The following is a 19491-nucleotide window of genomic DNA, read 5'->3' on the forward strand; positions in this document are numbered from 1 at the left end:
CTACGGGCGACAGCGCGGAACTCGTCGACACGGTCGCCCGCGGGGGGTCAGCTCGTGGCGAGGTGGTCGCGGTAGCGGCAGATGCTCGCGAACTCCGCCGGGTCGATGGAGGCCCCACCGACGAGGGCCCCGTCGACGTCCTCCTGCGCCATGATCGCGGCCACGTTGTTCGCCTTGACGCTGCCGCCGTAGAGCACGCGGACCCCGTCGGCGATGTCGGCGCCGTAGAGCTCGGCCAGGAGGCTGCGGATGGCCGCACACACCTCCTGGGCGTCGTCGGGGGTGGCGACCTCGCCGGTGCCGATGGCCCAGATGGGCTCGTAGGCGATGACGACGGACGCCGCCTGCTCCGGCGTGACGCCGTCGAGCGCGGCCCGCAGCTGGGCCACGACGTGCGCCACCTGACCGCCCTCGCGGCGCACCTCGAGGCCCTCGCCGCAGCAGAGGATCGGGGTCAGCCCGTGGGCGTAGGCGGCCTTGACCTTGGCCGCGACGACCTCGTCGGTCTCACCGTGACCGTCGCGACGCTCGCTGTGGCCCACGGCGACGTAGGTGCAGCCGAGCTTGGCGAGGAACGCGCCGGAGATGTCACCGGTGTAGGCACCGGAGGTGTGCGGCGAGAGGTCCTGCGCGCCGTACTTGAGCTCGAGCTGGTCGCCCTCGACGAGGGTCTGCACCGAGCGCAGGTCCGTGAACGGCGGGAGCACCGCGACCTCGACGGCCGCGTGGTCGTGCTTCGCGTCCTTGAGGGTCCAGTCGAGCTTCTGCACGAGGTGGGTGCCCTGGAGGTGGTCGAGGTTCATCTTCCAGTTGCCGGCCATGAGCGGCACGCGACCCGCGGGGGCCGTCTGGGTGCGGGCGGCCATCAGGCGTCCTTCCCGTCCGAGACCTCGTCGGAGACCTCGTCCGAGTCGAGCACGGTGAGCCCGGGCAGCTCCTTGCCCTCGAGGTACTCGAGGCTCGCACCACCGCCGGTCGAGATGTGCCCGAACTGTGAGTCGTCGAAGCCGAGCTGGCGCACGGCCGCGGCGGAGTCGCCGCCACCGACGACGGTGAGGGCGCCACCGGCCGTGATGTCGGCGAGGGTCTTGGCCAGGGCCCGGGTGCCCTCGGCGAAGGGCTCCATCTCGAACGCGCCCATGGGGCCGTTCCAGAAGACGGTGCGGCAGTCGGCGAGCTTCTCGGCGAACAGCTCGTTCGACCGCGGGCCGATGTCGAGGCCCATGCGGTCGGCCGGGATGGCGTCGGCGGCCACGACGTCGTGGGCGGCGTCGGCGCTGAAGGAGTCCGCGGCGACGACGTCGACGGGGAGGACGATCTCGACGCCCTCCTTCTCGGCGCGCTCGAGGTAGCCCTTGACGGTGTCGACCTGGTCGGCCTCGAGCAGGCTCGTGCCGACCTCATGCCCCTGGGCGGCGAGGAAGGTGAAGACCATGCCGCCGCCGACGAGGAGGCGGTCGGCGGTGCCGAGCAGGTTGCCGATGACGCCGAGCTTGTCGCTGACCTTCGCGCCGCCGAGCACGACCGCGTAGGGCCGCTCCGGCTCGGCGGTGAGGCGACGCAGCACGTTGACCTCGGACTCGACGAGACCGCCCGTCGCGTGCGGCAGCAGCTTGGCGACGTCGTAGACCGACGCCTGCTCGCGGTGCACGACCCCGAACCCGTCGGAGACGAAGACGTCGGCGAGGGCGGCGAGGCGGCCGGCGAACTCGGCCCGCTCGGCATCCGTCTTGCCCGTCTCGCCCTTGTTGAAGCGGAGGTTCTCGAGCAGCAGCACGTCGCCGTCCTCGAGCGCCGCCACGGCAACCTCGGCGGCGGGCCCGACGGTGTCCTCCGCGAAGGCGACCGGCGTGTTGACGATCTCGCTCAGGCGCCGGGCGACCGGGGCGAGGGAGTACTTCGCTTCGGGCTCGCCCTTGGGGCGGCCGAGGTGGGCGCAGACGACGACGCGCGCCCCCATCTGCGACAGCATCGTGATCGTCGGCGCGGACGCCCTGATGCGTCCGTCGTCGGTGATGCTCTGGCCGTCGAGCGGCACGTTGAGGTCGGAACGCACGAGCACGCGCTTGCCGCGCAGGTCACCGAGGTCGGCGATCGTCTTCACGGATAAGGCCCTTCGGAGGTGGGGTCGGTCGGTGGTGCACCCGGATGCCGGGTGGCCCGGATGCCGGGTGGCCCGGCGGGCGGGCACGCTGGTCACCGCCCCCGGGCGGGGGCGGTGACCGGGGACGTCAGAGCTTCGCGCCGACGAGCTTGACGAGGTCGACGAGGCGGTTGGAGTAGCCCCACTCGTTGTCGTACCAGCCGACGACCTTGACCTGGTTGCCGATGACCTTGGTGAGGCCGGCGTCGAAGATGCACGAGGCCGGGTCGGTCTCGATGTCCTTGCTGACGATCTCGTCCTCGGTGTAGACGAGGTAGCCCTTGAGCGGGCCCTCGGCGGCGGCCTTGACCGCGGCGTTGACCTCCTCGACGGTGGTCTCGCGGCCGGCCTCGAAGGTGAGGTCGGTGGCGGAGCCGGTGGGCACCGGGACGCGGAGGGCGTAGCCGTCGAGGCGGCCCTTGAGCTCGGGCAGCACGAGCGAGACGGCCTTGGCCGCACCGGTCGTCGTCGGCACGATGTTGAGGGCCGCGGCGCGGGCGCGACGGAGGTCCTTGTGCGGGGCGTCCTGCAGGTTCTGGTCCTGCGTGTACGCGTGGATCGTCGTCATGAGGCCCTTGACGATGCCGAACTCGTCGTTCAGCACCTTGGCCATCGGGGCGAGACAGTTCGTCGTGCACGAGGCGTTGCTGATGATCGTGTGCTGCGCGGGGTCGTACAAGGAGTCGTTGACGCCCATGACGATGGTGATGTCCTCGTTCTTCGCCGGGGCGGAGATGATGACCTTCTTGGCGCCACCGTCGATGTGGGCCTTGGCCTTCTGCGCGTCGGTGAAGAAGCCGGTCGACTCGACGACGACGTCGGCGCCCACGCCGGTCCAGTCGATGTTCGCCGGGTCGCGCTCCTCGAAGACGCGGATGGCCTTGCCGTCGACCACGATCGAGGTGTCGTCGTAGGTGACCTCGCCGGGGAAGCGACCGAGGATCGAGTCGTACTTGAGCAGGTGGGCGAGGGTCTTGTTGTCCATCAGGTCGTTGGTGGCCACGACCTCGATGTCGGCTCCGGACGCCACGACGGCGCGGAAGAAGTTGCGGCCGATGCGGCCGAAGCCGTTGATGCCTACGCGAACGGTCACTGCTGTGCACCTCTTCGGGGTGGGACTGGTGTGGACTGCACTACGGGATCATGTGCGTGGTTGACGGACCGGCCGACGCCACGCGGGCACGCCCGGTCAGTCGCCTCGTTGCGGCCAACCGAAACCACCCTAGCCCGTCGTCCCGGGGGGTGTGATCCCGGTCTCAGGCGGTGGCCGGACCCCGGCTGGGGCCCTTGGTCGGGCCCCTCGTCGGGGCCCGCCGGAGCGGTCAGCTGTCGAGCATCTCGGGCGTGAGGTTGGCGTCGGTGCCGGCCAGCCCGAGCTCCTCGGCACGCTTGTCGGCCATGGCGAGCAGGCGACGGATGCGGCCGGCGACGGCGTCCTTCGTCATCGGCGGCTGCGCCAGCTGGCCGAGCTCCTCGAGGCTGGCCTGCTTGTGCTCGACGCGCAGCACCCCGGCCTCGCGCAGGTGGTCGGGGATCTCGTCGCCGAGGATCTCCATCGCCCGCTCGACGCGGGCCCCGGCGGCGACGGCGGCCCGAGCCGAGCGGCGCAGGTTGGCGTCGTCGAAGTTGGCCAGGCGGTTCGCGGTCGCGCGCACCTCACGGCGCATGCGGCGCTCCTCCCACGCCATGACGGCGTCGTGGGCGCCGAGGCGGGTGAGCATCGCCCCGATGGCGTCGCCGTCGCGGATGACGACGCGGTCGACCCCGCGCACCTCGCGCGCCTTGGCCGGGATGCCGAGGCGGCGGGCGGCCCCGACGAGGGCGAGGGCGGCCTCGGGCCCCGGGCAGGTGATCTCGAGGGACGACGAGCGGCCCGGCTCCGTGAGCGAGCCGTGGGCGAGGAAGGCGCCGCGCCACGCGGCCTCCGAGTCGCACGCCGCGGCGCTGACGACCTTGGGCGGCAGGCCGCGCACGGGCCGACCCCGGGTGTCGACGAGCCCCGTCTGGCGGGCGAGGGTGGCGCCGTCCTCGACGACGCGCACGACGTAGCGCGAGCCGCGGCGCAGCCCGCCGGCGGCCAGCACGAGGACGTCGCTGCGATGGCCGTAGACCTCGGCGATGTTGCGACGCAGGCGACGCGCGGCGTTCGCGGTGTCGAGCTCGGCCTCGACGACGATCTGGCCGCCGATCATGTGCAGCCCGCCGGCGAAGCGCAGCATGGTGGACACCTCGGCCTTGCGACAGCACGGCTTCGTCACGTCGAGACGGGAGAGCTCGTCCTTCACCTTCGCTGTCATCGCCATGGCGACATCCTGCCACTGGCTCGGCCCGCTCCCGCCCGCGCGCCGGAGAGCCGGTGGCCGGGAGCCTGTGGTAGGCCGCGGATGCCGGGTGGCGGGCTCAGCCGATGACGTCGCGCAGCGCCGCGGCGAGCCGGAGCGAGTCGTGCACACCCGGACGACGCCGTTCGGCCACCGGCGCGATGCTGAGCTCGGCGCCGAGATCGGCTGCGGCGGAACGCAGCCCGCGCTCGTCGTCGACGACCGTCGGGTCGGCCAGGACGACGTCGAGGCGCAGGTCGGGCGCGTGGCGGTGGAACGACGCGAGGTGGTCGACGGCCCGGAAGTCGCGGGTCTCGCCCTTGTGCACCTCAAGGTTGAGGTTGAGCAGCCGCCGGGCCGGGGTGGCGGTGAGGGCGTCGACGAGGTCGGGCACGAGCAGGTGCGGCATGACGGAGGTGAACCACGAGCCGGGCCCGAGCATCACCCAGTCGGCCTCGGCCACGGCGGTCAGCGCCTCGGGGCAGGGCCGGGGGCAGGTCGGCACGATCCCGATGCTCTCGACCCGCCCGCGGGTGGAGGCGACGAGGTGCTGGCCGTGCACGGTGCTGCGGTCGTCGGGCCGGTCGGGTTCGTGGCCGACGATCTCGGCGACGATCTCGAGGGGCTCGCCGGCCATGGGCAGCACCCGGCCGCGGGCGCCGAGCAGGCGGCCGACGAGGTCGAGCCCGGCGACGGTGTCGCCGAGCAGCTCCCAGATCGAGACGATCATGAGGTTGCCGAGGGCGTGGCCCTGCAGCTCGCCGGTGCCGTCGAACCGGTGCTGCAGCACGTCGCGCCAGGTGCGGCCCCAGTCGCTGTCGTCGCACAGCGCCGACAGCGCCATGCGCAGGTCACCCGGGGGCAGGACGTCGAACTCCTGTCGCAGGCGCCCGCTCGAGCCGCCGTCGTCGGCCACGGTGACGACCGCGGTCACCGCGTCGGTGAGCAGGCGCAGGGCGGTGAGTGCCGCGGCCAGGCCGTGGCCGCCGCCGAGCGCGACGACGCGACGGTGACGGGGCGTGGACGCGAGCAGCGTCGGCGGGGTGGGGGCGGCCACCGGCTACTCGCGCCCGAGGTCGCGGTGCACCGTGAACGTGTCGACCCCGTCGAGGGCGTCGAGACGCGCGCTCAGCGCGTCGGCGGTGGCCACCGACCGGTGCTTGCCGCCGGTGCAGCCCACGGCGACGGTGACGTAGCGCCGGCCCTCGCGGACGTACCCGCCGATCATCGTGCGCAGCAGCTGCTCGGAGCGGTCGAGGAACTCCTCGGCCCCCTCCTGCGCCATGACGAACTCGGCGACCGGGCCGTCTCGACCGGTGAGCGGACGCAGCTCGGGCACCCAGAACGGGTTGGGCAGGAAGCGCATGTCGAAGACGACGTCGGCATCGAGGGGCAGGCCGTACTTGAACCCGAACGACATGACGGCCATGCGCAGCTGCGAGCGGCTGTCGCCGGTGAAGAGCGACGACAGCTTGGCGCTCAGCTGGTGCACGTTGAGGCCGGACGTGTCGATGACGACGTCGGAGCGGGACCGCAGGTCGAGCAGCATCTGCCGCTCCCGCTGGATCCCGTCGAGCAACCTTCCACCGCCCTGCAGCGGGTGCGGGCGCCGCACGCTCTCGAAGCGGCGGACGAGGGCCTCGTCGGTCGAGTCGAGGAAGAGCAGGCTCGGGCGCAGACCTCGGTCGCGGGCGGCGTCGATGGCGTCGTCGAGCTCCTGGAACCACACCCGGGAGCGGACGTCGACGACGACCGCGACGTGCTGGCTGGCCGCCTCGGGGTGGCGCCCGAGGGCGGCGTCGCGCAGGTCGGCGAGGTTGGCGAGCAGCTGCGGCGGCAGGTTGTCGACGACGAGCCAGCCGAGGTCCTCGAGGACGTTGGCCGTCGTGCTGCGGCCCGCGCCGCTCATGCCGGTGACGATGACGAGCGGTGCCTCGTCGAGCCGGGTCGACGACCGGCGTCGGTCGCCCCGGGACGGGCGGTCGACCTGGGGGCCGTCGGGCTGCATGCCGCCGTCCTCCGCCCGCTCGGCCGGCCCGTCGGGCACCGCGTCGGGCACGGCGTCGGGCGCGGCGTCGGACGCGGCGTCGGGCACGGGGCCTGACGCAGGGTCGGACGGTCCGGGGTGGGCGTCGGTCTCGTCGTGCTGGCTCGTCATTCGAGCACTTCTCCCGTCGTGAGGTTCACGGCTGGCTCCTGGGGTGCCCCTTCAGCCAAGTGGCTGACGATGACGGACGCAAGCGACGGGCCGATCCCCGGTACCTCCGTGATCGCACCGGCGTCCGCCTGCCGCAGGCGCTTGACCGAGCCGAAGTGCTTGAGCAGCGCCTTCTGCCGGGTGGCGCCGAGGCCCGGGATGCCGTCGAGCTGGGACGTCGTCATGGCCTTGCTGCGGCGCTGGCGGTGGAACGTGATGGCGAAGCGGTGGGCCTCGTCGCGCAGACGCTGGAGCAGGTAGAGGCCCTCGCTCGTGCGCGGGAGGATGACGGGGTGCTCCTGGCGCGGCAGCCAGACCTCCTCGAGCCGCTTGGCCAGGCCGACGAGGGCGACCTCCTCGATGCCGAGCTCGTCGAGCACGGCCTGGGCCGCGTTGACCTGCGGTAGGCCGCCGTCGACGACGACGAGGCTCGGGGGGTAGGCAAACCGGCGCGGGCGCCCCGTCTCGGGGTCGATCGGGCCCCCGGCCGACGGCCCGTCCTCGTCGTCGCCCCCGTCACGGCTGTCGTCACCGCGGCCCTCGGGCGCCCCGCTGCCGTTCACCGGACCACCGGGGAGGCCGGCGCCGACGGGGACGACGGGGGTCGACTCGCCCACCACCCCGGTCGACAGGTCGAGGTCGCCGGCCCCCTCGGCATCCTCGAGGTAGCGGCGGAAGCGACGGGTCAGCACCTCGCGCATGGCGGCGGTGTCGTCGACGGTGACCTCGCCGTCGACGACGACACCTCGCCCGGCGGGCGTGACGGGCTCGCCGCCGACCTGCGTGCCGCGCACGATGAAGCGTCGGTACTCGCTCTTGCGGGCGAGGCCGTCCTCGAAGACGACCATGCTCGCCACGACGTTGGTGCCCTGCACGTGGCTGACGTCGTAGCACTCGATGCGCAGGGGCGCCTCGTCGAGGTCGAGGTACTCCTGCAGCTCCTGCAGGGCCTTGCTGCGCAGGGTGAGGTCACCGGCCCGGGCCACCTTGTGGCGGGCCAGGGACTGGTCGGCGTTGCGCCGCACCGTCTCCATGAGGGTGCGCTTGTCGCCCCGCTGCGGCACGCGCACGCTGACGGCCGAGCCCCGGACCGACGAGAGCCACTCCCCCACCGAGTCGGGGTCGACCGGCAGGGTGGGGACGAGCACCTCGCGGGGCACCGAGTCGCGGTCGGCGTCGCCGTAGACCTGGAGCAGGAGGTGCTCGACGAGCTGCGGGAGGTCCTCGCTCTCCTTCTCCACGACCCAGCCCCGCTGGCCGCGGATGCGCCCGCCTCTGACGTGGAAGACCTGCACCGCCGCCTCGAGCTCGTCGTCGGCGAGGGCGAAGACGTCGGCGTCGGTGGCGTCGGCGAGCACGACGGCCTGCTTCTCGAGGGCCTTGCTCAGCGCCCCGATGTCGTCGCGCAGCCGCGCCGCGGTCTCGAAGTCGAGCTCGGAGGCGGCCTCGCGCATGCGGGTCTCGAAGCGCTTGACGAAGCGGGCGGTGTTGCCGCCCATGAAGTCGCAGAAGTCCTCGGCGATGGCGCGGTGCTCGTCGGCCGACACCCGGCCGACGCACGGGGCGGAGCACTTGTCGATGTAGCCGAGCAGGCAGGGCCGGCCGCTGGCGGCGGCGCGCCGGAACACGCCCGACGAGCACGTGCGCACTGGGAAGACGCGCAGCAGCAGGTCGAGGGTCTCGCGGATGGCCCAGGCGTGGCCGTAGGGCCCGAAGTAGCGGGTGCCCTTGCGTTTCGCGCCGCGCATGACCTGCGCGCGGGGGTACTCCTCCCCCATCGTCACGGCGAGGAACGGGTAGCTCTTGTCGTCGCGGTACTTGACGTTGAACCGGGGGTCGAACTCCTTGATCCAGGAGTACTCGAGCTGGAGCGCCTCGACCTCGGTGCGCACGACGGTCCACTCGACGGAGGCCGCCGTCGTCACCATCGTGGCGGTGCGCGGGTGCAGGGCGGTGATGTCCTGGAAGTACGAGGACAGCCGCGGGCGAAGGGATTTCGCCTTGCCGACGTAGATGACCCGGCCGTGCGCGTCGCGGAACCGGTAGACCCCCGGGTCGTTGGGGATCTCCCCCGGTCTCGGTCGGTAGGTCCTCGGGTCTGCCACGTCCTCAGCCTAAGCCGCCCCACCGACACCCTTGACACCGCCGACGCCGCTGTCGCGCGGTCGGCAGCCCCAGAGCCCCAGCCGTCGTCACGGGGTCGGACCCCGGGCGACGGGCCGACCGGATGCCGGGAGGCGCGCCCCCGGCATCCCGTCACGTCAGGCGACGGTGAAGGTGTCGCCGGTGACGGTGATCTGCTTGGGCGTCAGGCCCTTCGGCGCGGGGCCGGCCACGCGGTCGCCGGTGGAGATGTCGAACTGGCTGCCGTGGCAGGGGCAGTCGATGCGGCCGTCGGCGACCTTCGTGACGGGGCACCCCTGGTGCGGGCACGTCGTGTCGAACGCCTTGAAGGTGCCGGCGGTCGGCTGCGTCACCACCGTCTTCGTGTCGGTGTAGATCGTGCCACCGCCCACGGGCACCTCGGAGGTGGCGGTGCCACCCGCGGCCGACGACGAGCTCGCGGCGCTGGAGGTCGACGTGCTCGTCTCGGCCGGGGTGCTGGCGGACGTCGAGCTGCTCGGCGCGCTCGAGGCGCCCCCGGCGGCCTGCCCGGCCTCGGGCTGGACGGGCGGGCTGCTGCACGCGGCGAGGGCACCGGCGCCCGCGACCACCGTCGCGACGCGGAGGACGTTGCGGCGGTCGGTCAGGCGTGCCGCGAGGGCGGGCGACACCGTCTCGGGGACGTCTTCGGCCGTCGGGCGGGCGGCGGGGTTCGTGGGGTCGGGCTGGGGATGGGTCATGGCTTTCCCTTTCGGGTCGTCGTGGCCTTCGTCGCCTTGCGCACGGTCGTGCTCGGCGAGGTCTTGCGGGCCGCGGCCGTCTTGGGAGCGGCGGTCGCGCGACCCTTGCCGTCGATGCTGCGCGAGCGCGCTGAGGATGCCGTGTCAGCAGCCTGTGAGCGCCGTGCACTGCCGACGGCCTTGGAGTCGCCGCGGGCCCGGGTGCGGGCCCGCGAGGTGGAGCGGGCGGTGCGCTCGAGCACGGGCTTGAGGAAGCGGCCGGTGTGGCTGGCCTCCACCTCGGCGACGTCCTCCGGGGTACCGGTGGCGATGACCTTGCCACCGCCGGAACCGCCCTCGGGGCCCATGTCGATGATCCAGTCGGCGTTCTTGATGACGTCGAGGTTGTGCTCGATGACGATGACGGTGTTGCCCTTGTCGACGAGCCCCTGGAGCACCTGGAGCAGCTTGCGGATGTCCTCGAAGTGCAGACCGGTGGTCGGCTCGTCGAGGACGTACACGGTGCGCCCGGACGACCGCTTCTGCAGCTCGCTGGCGAGCTTGACGCGCTGCGCCTCGCCGCCGGAGAGCGTCGGGGCGGGCTGCCCGAGGCGGACGTAGCCGAGGCCGACGTCGACGAGCGTGCGCAGGTGCCGCGCGATGGCGGGGACCGCCTCGAAGAAGTCGGCGGCCTCCTCGATCGGCATGTCGAGCACGTCGCTGATCGTCTTGCCCTTGAAGTGCACCTCGAGGGTCTCGCGGTTGTACCGCGCCCCGTGGCACACCTCGCAGGGGACGTACACGTCGGGCAGGAAGTTCATCTCGATCTTGATGGTGCCGTCGCCCGAGCACGCGTCGCAGCGACCGCCCTTGACGTTGAACGAGAACCGGCCGGGCTGGTAGCCCCGCACCTTGGCCTCGGTCGTCTCGGCGAACAGCTTGCGCATGTTGTCGAAGACGCCGGTGTAGGTCGCCGGGTTCGATCGGGGTGTGCGCCCGATCGGGCTCTGGTCGACGTGCACCACCTTGTCGAGCTCGTCGAGGCCGGAGACGCTCTTGTGCCGGCCCGGCACCTTGCGGGCGCCGTTGAGCTTGTTGGCCAGCACCGTGTAGAGGATGTCGTTGACGAGCGTCGACTTGCCGGAGCCGGACACGCCGGTGACGGCGACGAGGTTGCCGAGGGGGAAGGTGACGGAGACGTTCTTGAGGTTGTTCTCGCGGGCCCCCGACACCGTCAGCTCGCGGCCGTCGTGCGTGCGGCGCTCGGTCGGGACGGCGATCTCGCGTCGGCCGGACAGGTACTGGCCCGTGAGCGAGTCGGGGTGCTCGAGCAGGCCCTTGACCGGGCCGGAGTGCACGACGTGGCCGCCGTGCTCACCGGCGCCGGGGCCGATGTCGACGACCCAGTCGGCCTGGGCGATGGTGTCCTCGTCGTGCTCGACGACGATGAGGGTGTTGCCGAGGTCGCGCAGGCGCACGAGCGTCTCGATGAGCCGGTGGTTGTCGCGCTGGTGCAGGCCGATCGACGGCTCGTCGAGCACGTAGAGCACCCCGACGAGGCCCGAGCCGATCTGGGTGGCCAGGCGGATCCGCTGCGCCTCGCCGCCGGACAGCGTCGCGGCGGCCCGGTCGAGCGAGAGGTAGTCGAGGCCGACGTCGAGCAGGAAGCCGAGGCGGGCGTCGATCTCCTTGATGACGCCCTCGGCGATCTGGCGCTCGCGGGCGGTGAAGTCGACGGTGTCGAGGAAGCCGGCCGCCTCGTCGATCGACAGGGCGCAGACCTGCGAGATGTTCATGTCACCGACGAGCACGGCGAGGGACTCGGGCTTGAGGCGCGCCCCCTTGCAGACGGGGCAGGGCACCTCGCGCATGAACCCCTCGTGGCGCTCGCGGCTCCACTCGGAGTCGGTCTCGGAGTGGCGCCGCTTGATGAACGGCACGACCCCCTCGAAGCCGGTCGTGTACGAGCGCTCGCGCCCGTAGCGGTTGCGGTACTTGACGTGCACCTTGTAGTCCTGCCCGTGGAGCAGGGCCTCACGGGCCCGGGCCGGCAGCGCGCGCCACGGGGTGTCCATCGAGAACTTCATGTCGTCGGCGAGCGCCGACATGACGCGCTGGAAGTACTCCGCCGAGCCGGAGCCCTGCGACCACGGCGCGATGGCGCCGTCGGCGAGCGACAGGTCGTCGTCGGGCACGACGAGGTCGGGGTCGACCTCGAGCTCGACGCCGATGCCCGTGCAGGCCGGGCAGGCGCCGAACGGCGAGTTGAACGAGAACGACCGCGGCTGCACCTCGTCCATGCCGAGCGCGTGGTTGTTCGGGCACGCCATCTTCTCGCTGAAGCGGCGCTCGCGCGTCGGGTCGCCCTGCTCGCGGTCGACGAAGTCGACGACGACGATGCCCCCGGCCAGGCCGAGCGCGGTCTCGACCGAGTCGGTGAGGCGCCGCTTGGAGCCGGAGTCGTCGCCCTTGGCGACGAGACGGTCGACGACGACCTCGATGGTGTGCTTGCGCTGCTTCTCCAGCTTCGGCGCGTCGGCGAGGGAGACGACCTCACCGTCGACCCGGGCCCGCGAGAAGCCCTTGGTCTGCAGCTCGGCGAAGAGGTCGACGAACTCGCCCTTGCGGCCCTGCACGACGGGGGCCAGCACCTGGAAGCGGGTGCGGTCCTCGAGCGTCAGCAGCTGGTCGACGATCTGCTGCGGCGTCTGCCGGGTGACGGGCTCGCCGCACACGGGGCAGTGCGGCCGCCCCGCCCGGGCGAAGAGCAGGCGGAGGTAGTCGTAGACCTCGGTGATGGTGCCCACCGTCGAGCGGGGGTTGCGGTTGGTCGACTTCTGGTCGATCGAGACGGCCGGTGACAGCCCCTCGATGAAGTCGACGTCGGGCTTGTCCATCTGCCCGAGGAACTGCCGGGCGTAGGCGGACAGCGACTCGACGTAGCGCCGCTGCCCCTCGGCGAAGATCGTGTCGAAGGCCAGGCTCGACTTGCCCGACCCCGAGAGCCCGGTGAAGACGATGAGGCTGTCGCGCGGGAGGTCGACGGAGATGTCACGGAGGTTGTGCTCACGGGCGCCGCGGACGACGAGGGAATGGGAGGTGCCGGGGGACGAAGCAGTCACCCGTCCAATGCTAGGTGGGCCCTCCGACAGTCGTGTCCGCGCCGAGGGTCGCCTCACCCCCGCGTCCCACCCGCGTCCCACCTGCGACCGGCATACTGCGCACCATGAGCGACGCCCCGCCGACCGCACCCGCCGCCAGCGTCGCCCCCGCCCCACCCAACCCCGCCGCCGGCCACACCTCCACCCCCATCGAGGAGTACGCCGTCCTCGGCGACCTGTCGACGGCCGCGCTGGTCAGCCGGGCGGGTTCGGTCGACTGGCTGTGCCTGCCACGCTTCGACTCGCACGCCTGCTTCGCCGCCCTGCTCGGTGACCGCGACCACGGCCGCTGGCTGCTCGGCCCCGTCGGCGAGGCCACGAGCACCCGCCGCTACGTCGGGAACTCCTTCGTCCTCGAGACGGTGCACGAGACGGCATCCGGCTCGGTGCGTGTGACCGATCTCATGCCGATCGGCGACGGCCGCGCCGACCTCGTGCGCCTCGTCGAGGGGCTGACGGGCACCGTGCGCCTGCGGCACGAGTGGATCGTGCGCTTCGGCTACGGCAAGACCCGCCCGTGGGTCTCGCGCCACGCCGGCCTGACCCACAAGCCCGAGGCGGAGGTCATCAGCGCCATCGCCGGGCCCGACATGCTCGTGCTGCGCGGCTCGCGCCTGCCCCACCCGGAGGACGGTCACCACGTCGACGAGTTCGACGTCGCGGCCGGCGAGACCCTGCACTTCTCGACGACGTGGTTCGAGAGCCACCTCCCGGTGCCGCCGATGCTCGAGGTCGGCCACCGCGTCGAGGACACCGTCGCGCGCAGTCAGGAGTGGGCCGCCCGCAGCCAGTACGACGGACCCTACGAGGATGCCGTCACGCGCTCGCTCCTCGTGCTGCGCGTGCTGAGCCACGGGCGCACCGGCGGGATCGTCGCGGCGCCGACGACGTCGCTGCCCGAGGACTTCGGCGGCGAGCGCAACTGGGATTACCGCTTCTGCTGGCTGCGCGACGCGGCCCTCACCCTCGAGAGCCTCCTCGGGTGCGGCTACGTCGACGAGCCCCGCCTCTGGCGCAGCTGGCTGCTGCGGGCCGTGGCCGGCGACCCGGAGGACATGCAGATCATGTACCGCGTCGACGGCGGCCGCGACCTGCCCGAGCGCACCCTCGACCACCTGCCCGGCTACGCCGGCTCGACGCCCGTGCGCACCGGCAACGCCGCCGTCTCGCAGCGGCAGACGGACGTGCTCGGCGAGGTGATGATCGCCCTCGCCGAGGCCCGCAGCCGCGGCATCGAGGAGACGACCGAGACGTGGCACCTCCAGCGGGCCCTCATCGACAACCTCGTCACGCACTGGGACGAGCCCGACAACGGGCTCTGGGAGATCCGTGGCCCGCTGCGGCACTTCACGCACTCGCGGGCCATGGTGTGGGCCGCCTTCGACCGGGCCGTCCGGGCGGTCGAGCAGCACGGCTTCGACGGCCCCGTCGACGAGTGGCGCGAGCTGCGCGACCGCATCCGCGACGAGGTGCTGGCGAAGGGCTTCGACGAGGGCAAGCAGAGCTTCCGTCAGCACTACGACACCGACGAGGTCGACGCGGCCCTGCTCACACTGTCGGCGATCGGCATCGTCGAGGGCGACGACCCGCGCATGCTCGGCACCATCGCCGCCGTCGAGCGCGAGCTCATGCGCGACGGCCTCGTCCTGCGGTACCGCACCCAGAGCGGCGTCGACGGCCTGTCGGGCGACGAGCACCCCTTCCTCGCCTGCTCGTTCTGGCTCGTCGAGGCCTACGCCAGAGCGGGTATGCGCGACAAGGCGACCACGTTGATGGACCGCCTCGTCGCCCTGACCAACGACGTCGGCCTGCTCAGCGAGGAGTACGACCCCGTCGGCGGCCGCATGGTGGGCAACTTCCCGCAGGCCTTCTCGCACCTCACCCTCGTCGGCGCCGCCCTGGCGCTCGCCGAGGCCGACGCCCGAGCCACGCAGGAGGACCACCGATGAGCGACCTCGCCCCCGACACGATGCGCTCCGAGGACGAGGGGTCGCCCGGCTCGGGCCCCGCGACGCCGGGAACCCCGCCGACTACCCCGCCGACCACCCCGCCGACCACCCCGCCGACGGGGCCGACCACCGGGCCGGTGTTGCGCCTGCGCGACGTCACCGCGAGGCACGTCGCCGCGGAGACCGACCGGGTCGTCGCCACCGCCGTCTCGCTGCGCAACGACGCCGTGCTCGCCCCGTCGCTGTGCGACGGCTGGTCTCGCGGGCACGTCCTCTCGCACCTGGCCCGCAACGCCGAGGCGCTCAGCCGGGTCGTCGACGCGGCCCTCGACGGCACCGACGCCACGATGTACCGCTCCGACGAGGAGCGCGACGCCGAGATCGACGCGGGCGCCCGTCGGTGCGCGGCCGACCTCGCCGACGACGTGCGCCGCACGGCCGACGACCTCTCGGCGCGCCTCGAGCGGCTCGCCGGGCTGCCGCCCGAGCAGCGCGGCAGGACCGTGCCCCGCACGCCCGGCGGCCCCGACATCTCCGTCGACCTCGTGCCCTTCCTGCGACTGCGTGAGCTGGTCCTGCACCACGTCGACCTGCAGGCCGGCTTCGGCTTCGAGCACGTCCCGCCCGACCTGGCCGCGCTGCTGCTCGACTCCACCGTGCGCCGACTGCGCGAGACAGACGACCCCCCGCCCTACGGCATCCGCACCACCGAGGGCGACGACCACGTCGTCGGCGACGGCTCGCTCGGGGTACGTGGCAGCCGCGCCGGCGTGCTGCTGTGGCTCACGCGGGGGCGCCCCGACGGCATCCGGTCGGATGCCCCCCTCCCGGCCCCACCGACAGGAGTGTGACCCCGTGACGAGCAACGACACCTACACCGGGCACGTCGAGCCTGGTGGCCCCGCCGACGTCCGCGAGCTCGCCGGGCTGACCGTGCGCAAGCTGGCCGTCTCGGAGATGCACAACAACGTCTACCTGCTCACGTGCACCGCGACCGGCGAGCAGCTGCTCGTCGACGCCGCCGACGGCGCGGCCCGGCTGCGTGCACTCGTCGCCGAGGGCGGCGACGGCCTCGGCACGATCGTCACGACCCACCAGCACTGGGACCACGTGCGCGCGCTGGCCGAGCTCGTCGAGGCGACCGGCGCGACGACGGTCGCGGGGGCCGACGACGCCGACGCGCTACCGGTGCCGGTCGACCGTCGCGTCGAGCAGGGCGACACCGTCTCGTTCGGCGACGTGACGCTCGACGTCGTGCACCTGCGCGGTCACACACCCGGGTCGATCGCGCTGGCCTACCGCGAGCACCGTTCTGCGGCAACCGGTTCGGCGCGGACGCACCTCTTCACCGGCGACTCGCTCTTCCCGGGCGGAGTCGGCAACACGAAGAACGAGGGCCAGTCGTTCGACTCGCTCATCGAGGACGTCACCACGCGCGTGTTCGACGTCTACGACGACGACACGTGGTTCTACCCGGGCCACGGCGACGACTCGACGCTCGGCGCCGAGCGCCCGCACGTGCAGGAGTGGCGCGACCGCGGCTGGTGAGTCGGGACGGCGCGGTCAGGTCCCGTCGTGGGCCCTCGGGGCTCAGTGGGCCCGACGGCGCGGGGTCGCCTCGACGTGCGCGATGGCGAGCTCGAGCTGCTCGCGCACCCACGCCGCGTCGTGGCGCACCGTGCGCAGCATGAAGTGGCGGCGTGGGTTGCCGGCGACGCAGAACCCGAGCCCGAGACGTGACTCGTGCTCGGAGTTCCAGTACTTCTCGAGCTCGCGCTCGCGGTCCCAGCCGACGGGGGCGTGCAGGTACCCCGTGAAGTCGGCGACCGCGCCGTCCTCGTCGTAGCGGCGACCGCGTGGGGGGTCGATGCTCTCGACCGTGACGCCGTCGACCGGTGCCGTCAGCGTCTGCGCCCCGGAGCCGGCAGCGACCCCGTTCCTCGTGTACGTGTCCATCTCTCGACGGTACGACCGGCCCCCCTGCGACGGAAGGGACGAGAGGCCGTTCGCAGGGTGTTCGGAGCAACCTCATACGTGCGTGACAGGATGCCGGTCGTGTCGTCAGCAGCATCGCCGTCCTCCCCCGTCGCGGCCTCGTCGTCCTCGTCGTCCTCGCCGGCCTCGTCACGGCGCCACGCGGTCGTGCGCGTCCCCGTCACGACGGTGTGGTCCGCGCCCGACAGCCCACGCCCGGTCGACGCCCCCGTCGTGCGCGCCGAGCCCGACGCCGCCGCGTGGCTCGCCGCGCTCGACGCCGAGCCCGACGGACGGGGCCGGCTCGGCCTGCACGGGCGCGCCGAGACGCAGCTCGTGGCCGGCGAGCCCGTCCTCGTCGTCGAGGAGCGCGAGGTCGACGGGCCCGCGGTGTCGGACACCCGTGGGTCGTCGGCCGAGGGCACGGATGCCGTTGCGCCCGTGTCGTGGTCGCGCATCGTCGCGCCGTGGCAGCCCTCCCCCAAGGACCCGGCCGGCTACCCCGGGTGGGTGCCGACCGCTCACCTGACGCACGTGCCCGACTGGTCCGAGACGGCATCCGGCCCGCCCCCGGCCACCGACCACCCGGCGACCGACGTCGACCACCCCGCCCTCGTCCTTGCCCGCGAGCACCTCGGGCTGCCCTACCTCTGGGGCGGGCTGAGCCCCCTCGGGCTCGACTGCTCCGGCCTCGTGCACCACACGTGGCGCCGCTTCGGCCTCGTCGTGCCGCGCGACGCGTCGGCCCAGGCGGAGGGCTCCGAACCCGTCGAGGTCGACGCCGTGCGGCCCGGCGACCTCTACTTCTTCGCCCACCCCGGCAAGGGGGTGCACCACGTCGGCATCGTCGTCGAGCCGGGCCGCATGGTGCACGCCTCGGAGACCGGCGGGGTGCTCGTCGAGGAGCAGCTCGGGCAGGACCGCCTGGACACCCTCGTGTCGGCCGGGCGCCTGCCCCGGCCGTGAGGGCCGACCCGCGCACTGCTCCCCTGCTCGTCCTCGGCGGAGTCGTCTCGGTGCAGTTCGGCGCCGCCCTCGCGACCACGCTCATCCCGCGCATCGGCGCGACCGGCTCGGTCACCCTGCGCCTCGCCATCTCGTGCGTGCTGCTGCTCCTGCTCGTGCGGCCGTCGGTGCGGGGCCGGTCGCGGGCGGAGTGGGGCACCGTCGTCGCGTTCGGCCTCACCCTCGCCGCGATGAACACCGCCTTCTACAGCTCGCTCGCCCACCTGCCGATCGGGGTCGCGGTGACGGTCGAGTTCCTCGGCCCGCTGACGCTGGCCGCCGTGCGCAGCCGGCGCGCCCTCGACCTCGTCGCCGTGCTCGCCGCGGCCGGAGGGGTGGTGCTCGTCTCCGGGGCGCTCGACGCGTCGTGGTCGACCCTCGACCGGGTCGGCATCGGCTGGGGACTGCTCGCGGGAGTGCTGTGGGCGATGTACATCGTGCTCAGCCAGCGGACGGGGTCGAGCTTCGACGGGGTCGACGGCCTGGCGCTGGCGCTGCTCGTCTCGACCGTCGCCGTCGCCCCGTTCGGGCTGGCGTCGGCCGGCTCCTGGTCGTGGTCGTGGTCGCTCGTCGCGACCGGCGTCGGCATCGCCGTGCTCTCGTCGGTGCTGCCGTACTCGCTCGAGCTCATGGCCCTGCGGCACCTGTCGCAGAGGGTCTTCGGGGTGCTGCTGAGCCTCGAGCCGGCGGTGGCGGCCGTGGCCGGGCTCGTCGTGCTGGGCCAGGTGCTCGGCGGCAGCCAGCTCGCCGGCCTGCTGCTCGTCGTGGCGGCGAGCATGATCGTGCTGGGCTCGCAGGTGCGCCCCTCGTCGTCGCCGCCCCCGTCCGGTGACGGCGGTCTCGGCGCCGGCTGAGAAGTGGGTGGTGAAGGGTCTGAGCCCTCCAGAGGGCCTGAACCCTTCACGACCCGGGTCGGTCGCGTCTCACAACGGCCTCACCCCACCCCGCGCGACATGACCCGCGACGTGACCGGATGCCGGGGGAGGCTCAGCCCAGCGGGTCGAGGACGACCGTCGCCAGCACGACGAGGATCCAGGCCTTGCCACCGGTGAGCCGGCGGACGCGAGGCTCGGTGCCGCCCCACGGCAGGCGACCGCCGAGCAGCAGGAAGGCCGGCACGGCCACGAAGAAGAACGGGCTGAAGACGAACCAGAACCACGCCCACCTGGTGCCCCGCCACGGCTCGGGGCCGGCCACGAGGGCCAGCGTGAGCAGCCAGACGACGAGGGCGGCGGTCATGAACCACGTCGGGACCTGCCACCCGGCGAACGACGCCCCACCGTGGCGGTCCACGACGTCGACGACGAGCGACTCGCCACCGGGGACGGCGCGGAGGTGGTCGACGACGCTGCCGACCTCGGTGGCGCGGTCGGTCCCGTCGCTGAGCACGGTGCCGCCGGTTGTCGCGTCGCTCACCTGGCGCACCTCCGCGGCACGGGCGACGCCGTGCTCGCGCCACGTGACCTGGGCGGTCGCGAAGCCGTTCGCCTCGGGGCCGAGGGGGTCGGTCACGGTCACCCGGGTCACCGACCCGTCACGGACGGCGTCGTCGAGGTCCCCGAGCGCCGCCGGCGCGGTGGCGACGAACGGGAAGACCGCGAGCAGCAGCGCCGTGGCCGCGAGCAGGGCCCAGCGCCAGCGGTCCGTCGACCACAGGGGCGGGGCGGCGGGCTCGCGCGTCGCGGCGGCGGTCGTCATGCCCGGACCCTAGGGCCACGCCCGCGACCCCGCCAGCACCCCGACCGGGCGCCGCCGTCGACCCTGCGACCCAACCGGCCATCCCGAGACGGCCGGGACCCCGTCGTCGCGCACACCCCGGCAGCTTTCGACGGGCGCACACCCGGATGTGTCCCTACGCTGTGGCTCGGTGACCTGGCCACAGGTCGCCTTCCCGGCGTCGCGACGGTGCGGCCGGGGAC

Annotated in this window: 16 protein-coding genes; 5 read left to right on the plus strand and 11 right to left on the minus strand. The window is 73.0% G+C overall.

Translation table 11 applies throughout. The features are described from left to right. Positions 1 to 47: 47 nt before the first annotated feature. From tpiA to uvrA, 9 genes are all read right to left on the minus strand, one after another. Positions 48 to 866, minus strand: coding sequence for a triose-phosphate isomerase (gene tpiA, locus DFJ68_RS07870; protein WP_121032268.1), 819 nt, complete (start codon positions 864 to 866; stop codon positions 48 to 50). Next, on the minus strand, positions 866 to 2104 hold the full coding sequence (locus DFJ68_RS07875; RefSeq protein WP_121032269.1) for a phosphoglycerate kinase: 1239 nt from the start codon (positions 2102 to 2104) through the stop codon (positions 866 to 868). The genes tpiA and DFJ68_RS07875 overlap by 1 nt, the downstream gene beginning before the upstream one ends. A gap of 127 nt (positions 2105 to 2231) precedes the next feature. Continuing rightward, on the minus strand, positions 2232 to 3236 hold the full coding sequence (gene gap / locus DFJ68_RS07880; protein ID WP_121032270.1) for a type I glyceraldehyde-3-phosphate dehydrogenase: 1005 nt from the start codon (positions 3234 to 3236) through the stop codon (positions 2232 to 2234). Positions 3237 to 3465: 229 nt separating this feature from the next. Continuing rightward, positions 3466 to 4446: a DNA-binding protein WhiA gene (gene whiA, locus DFJ68_RS07885; protein WP_121032271.1), complete on the minus strand. Its 981-nt coding sequence runs from the start codon at positions 4444 to 4446 to the stop codon at positions 3466 to 3468. Positions 4447 to 4543: 97 nt separating this feature from the next. Continuing rightward, on the minus strand, positions 4544 to 5521 hold the full coding sequence (locus DFJ68_RS07890) for a gluconeogenesis factor YvcK family protein (RefSeq protein ID WP_245963532.1): 978 nt from the start codon (positions 5519 to 5521) through the stop codon (positions 4544 to 4546). 3 nt (positions 5522 to 5524) lie between these two features. Beyond that, positions 5525 to 6373 (minus strand): RNase adapter RapZ, encoded by an 849-nt coding sequence (gene rapZ / locus DFJ68_RS07895; RefSeq protein WP_245963776.1) that lies wholly within the window; start codon positions 6371 to 6373, stop codon positions 5525 to 5527. 245 nt (positions 6374 to 6618) lie between these two features. Beyond that, positions 6619 to 8766 (minus strand): excinuclease ABC subunit UvrC, encoded by a 2148-nt coding sequence (gene uvrC / locus DFJ68_RS07900; RefSeq protein WP_121032272.1) that lies wholly within the window; start codon positions 8764 to 8766, stop codon positions 6619 to 6621. A gap of 156 nt (positions 8767 to 8922) precedes the next feature. After that, positions 8923 to 9504 carry a Rieske (2Fe-2S) protein gene (locus DFJ68_RS07905; RefSeq protein ID WP_121032273.1) on the minus strand — a complete coding sequence of 194 codons (582 nt, stop codon included), beginning with the start codon at positions 9502 to 9504 and terminating at the stop codon, positions 8923 to 8925. Beyond that, positions 9501 to 12614, minus strand: coding sequence for an excinuclease ABC subunit UvrA (uvrA, locus tag DFJ68_RS07910; RefSeq protein WP_170165855.1), 3114 nt, complete (start codon positions 12612 to 12614; stop codon positions 9501 to 9503). The genes DFJ68_RS07905 and uvrA overlap by 4 nt, the downstream gene beginning before the upstream one ends. Before the next feature lie 95 nt (positions 12615 to 12709). Here uvrA and DFJ68_RS07915 point away from each other — a divergent pair, with 95 nt between their 5' ends. The 3 genes from DFJ68_RS07915 to DFJ68_RS07925 are packed head-to-tail and all read left to right on the plus strand — an operon-like array spanning position 12710 to position 16141. Further along, complete coding sequence (locus tag DFJ68_RS07915) at positions 12710 to 14593, plus strand: glycoside hydrolase family 15 protein (protein ID WP_121032275.1); 1884 nt, start codon at positions 12710 to 12712, stop codon at positions 14591 to 14593. After that, a complete protein-coding gene (locus DFJ68_RS07920) occupies positions 14590 to 15444 on the plus strand; it encodes a maleylpyruvate isomerase family mycothiol-dependent enzyme (RefSeq protein WP_147431530.1) in 855 nt (284 codons plus the stop codon). The genes DFJ68_RS07915 and DFJ68_RS07920 overlap by 4 nt, the downstream gene beginning before the upstream one ends. Beyond that, positions 15410 to 16141, plus strand: coding sequence for an MBL fold metallo-hydrolase (locus DFJ68_RS07925; RefSeq protein ID WP_121032277.1), 732 nt, complete (start codon positions 15410 to 15412; stop codon positions 16139 to 16141). The genes DFJ68_RS07920 and DFJ68_RS07925 overlap by 35 nt, the downstream gene beginning before the upstream one ends. 42 nt (positions 16142 to 16183) lie before the next feature. Here the strand turns inward: DFJ68_RS07925 and DFJ68_RS07930 are convergent, their stop codons facing one another. Next, positions 16184 to 16549, minus strand: a complete 366-nt coding sequence (locus DFJ68_RS07930; RefSeq protein WP_121032278.1) for a hypothetical protein — start codon at positions 16547 to 16549, stop codon at positions 16184 to 16186. A 99-nt stretch (positions 16550 to 16648) separates the two neighbouring features. Here DFJ68_RS07930 and DFJ68_RS07935 point away from each other — a divergent pair, with 99 nt between their 5' ends. Together DFJ68_RS07935 and DFJ68_RS07940 are read left to right on the plus strand one after the other, a co-directional pair. After that, positions 16649 to 17533 carry a C40 family peptidase gene (locus tag DFJ68_RS07935; RefSeq protein WP_211333291.1) on the plus strand — a complete coding sequence of 295 codons (885 nt, stop codon included), beginning with the start codon at positions 16649 to 16651 and terminating at the stop codon, positions 17531 to 17533. Next, positions 17530 to 18426, plus strand: coding sequence for an EamA family transporter (locus tag DFJ68_RS07940; protein ID WP_121032280.1), 897 nt, complete (start codon positions 17530 to 17532; stop codon positions 18424 to 18426). The genes DFJ68_RS07935 and DFJ68_RS07940 overlap by 4 nt, the downstream gene beginning before the upstream one ends. 133 nt (positions 18427 to 18559) lie before the next feature. Here the strand turns inward: DFJ68_RS07940 and DFJ68_RS07945 are convergent, their stop codons facing one another. Then, complete coding sequence (locus DFJ68_RS07945) at positions 18560 to 19270, minus strand: hypothetical protein (RefSeq protein ID WP_121032281.1); 711 nt, start codon at positions 19268 to 19270, stop codon at positions 18560 to 18562. Positions 19271 to 19491 lie beyond the last annotated feature (221 nt).

Origin of the sequence: Terracoccus luteus, assembly GCF_003635045.1 — a bacterium.
Taxonomy (GTDB): Bacteria; Actinomycetota; Actinomycetes; order Actinomycetales; family Dermatophilaceae; genus Terracoccus; species Terracoccus luteus.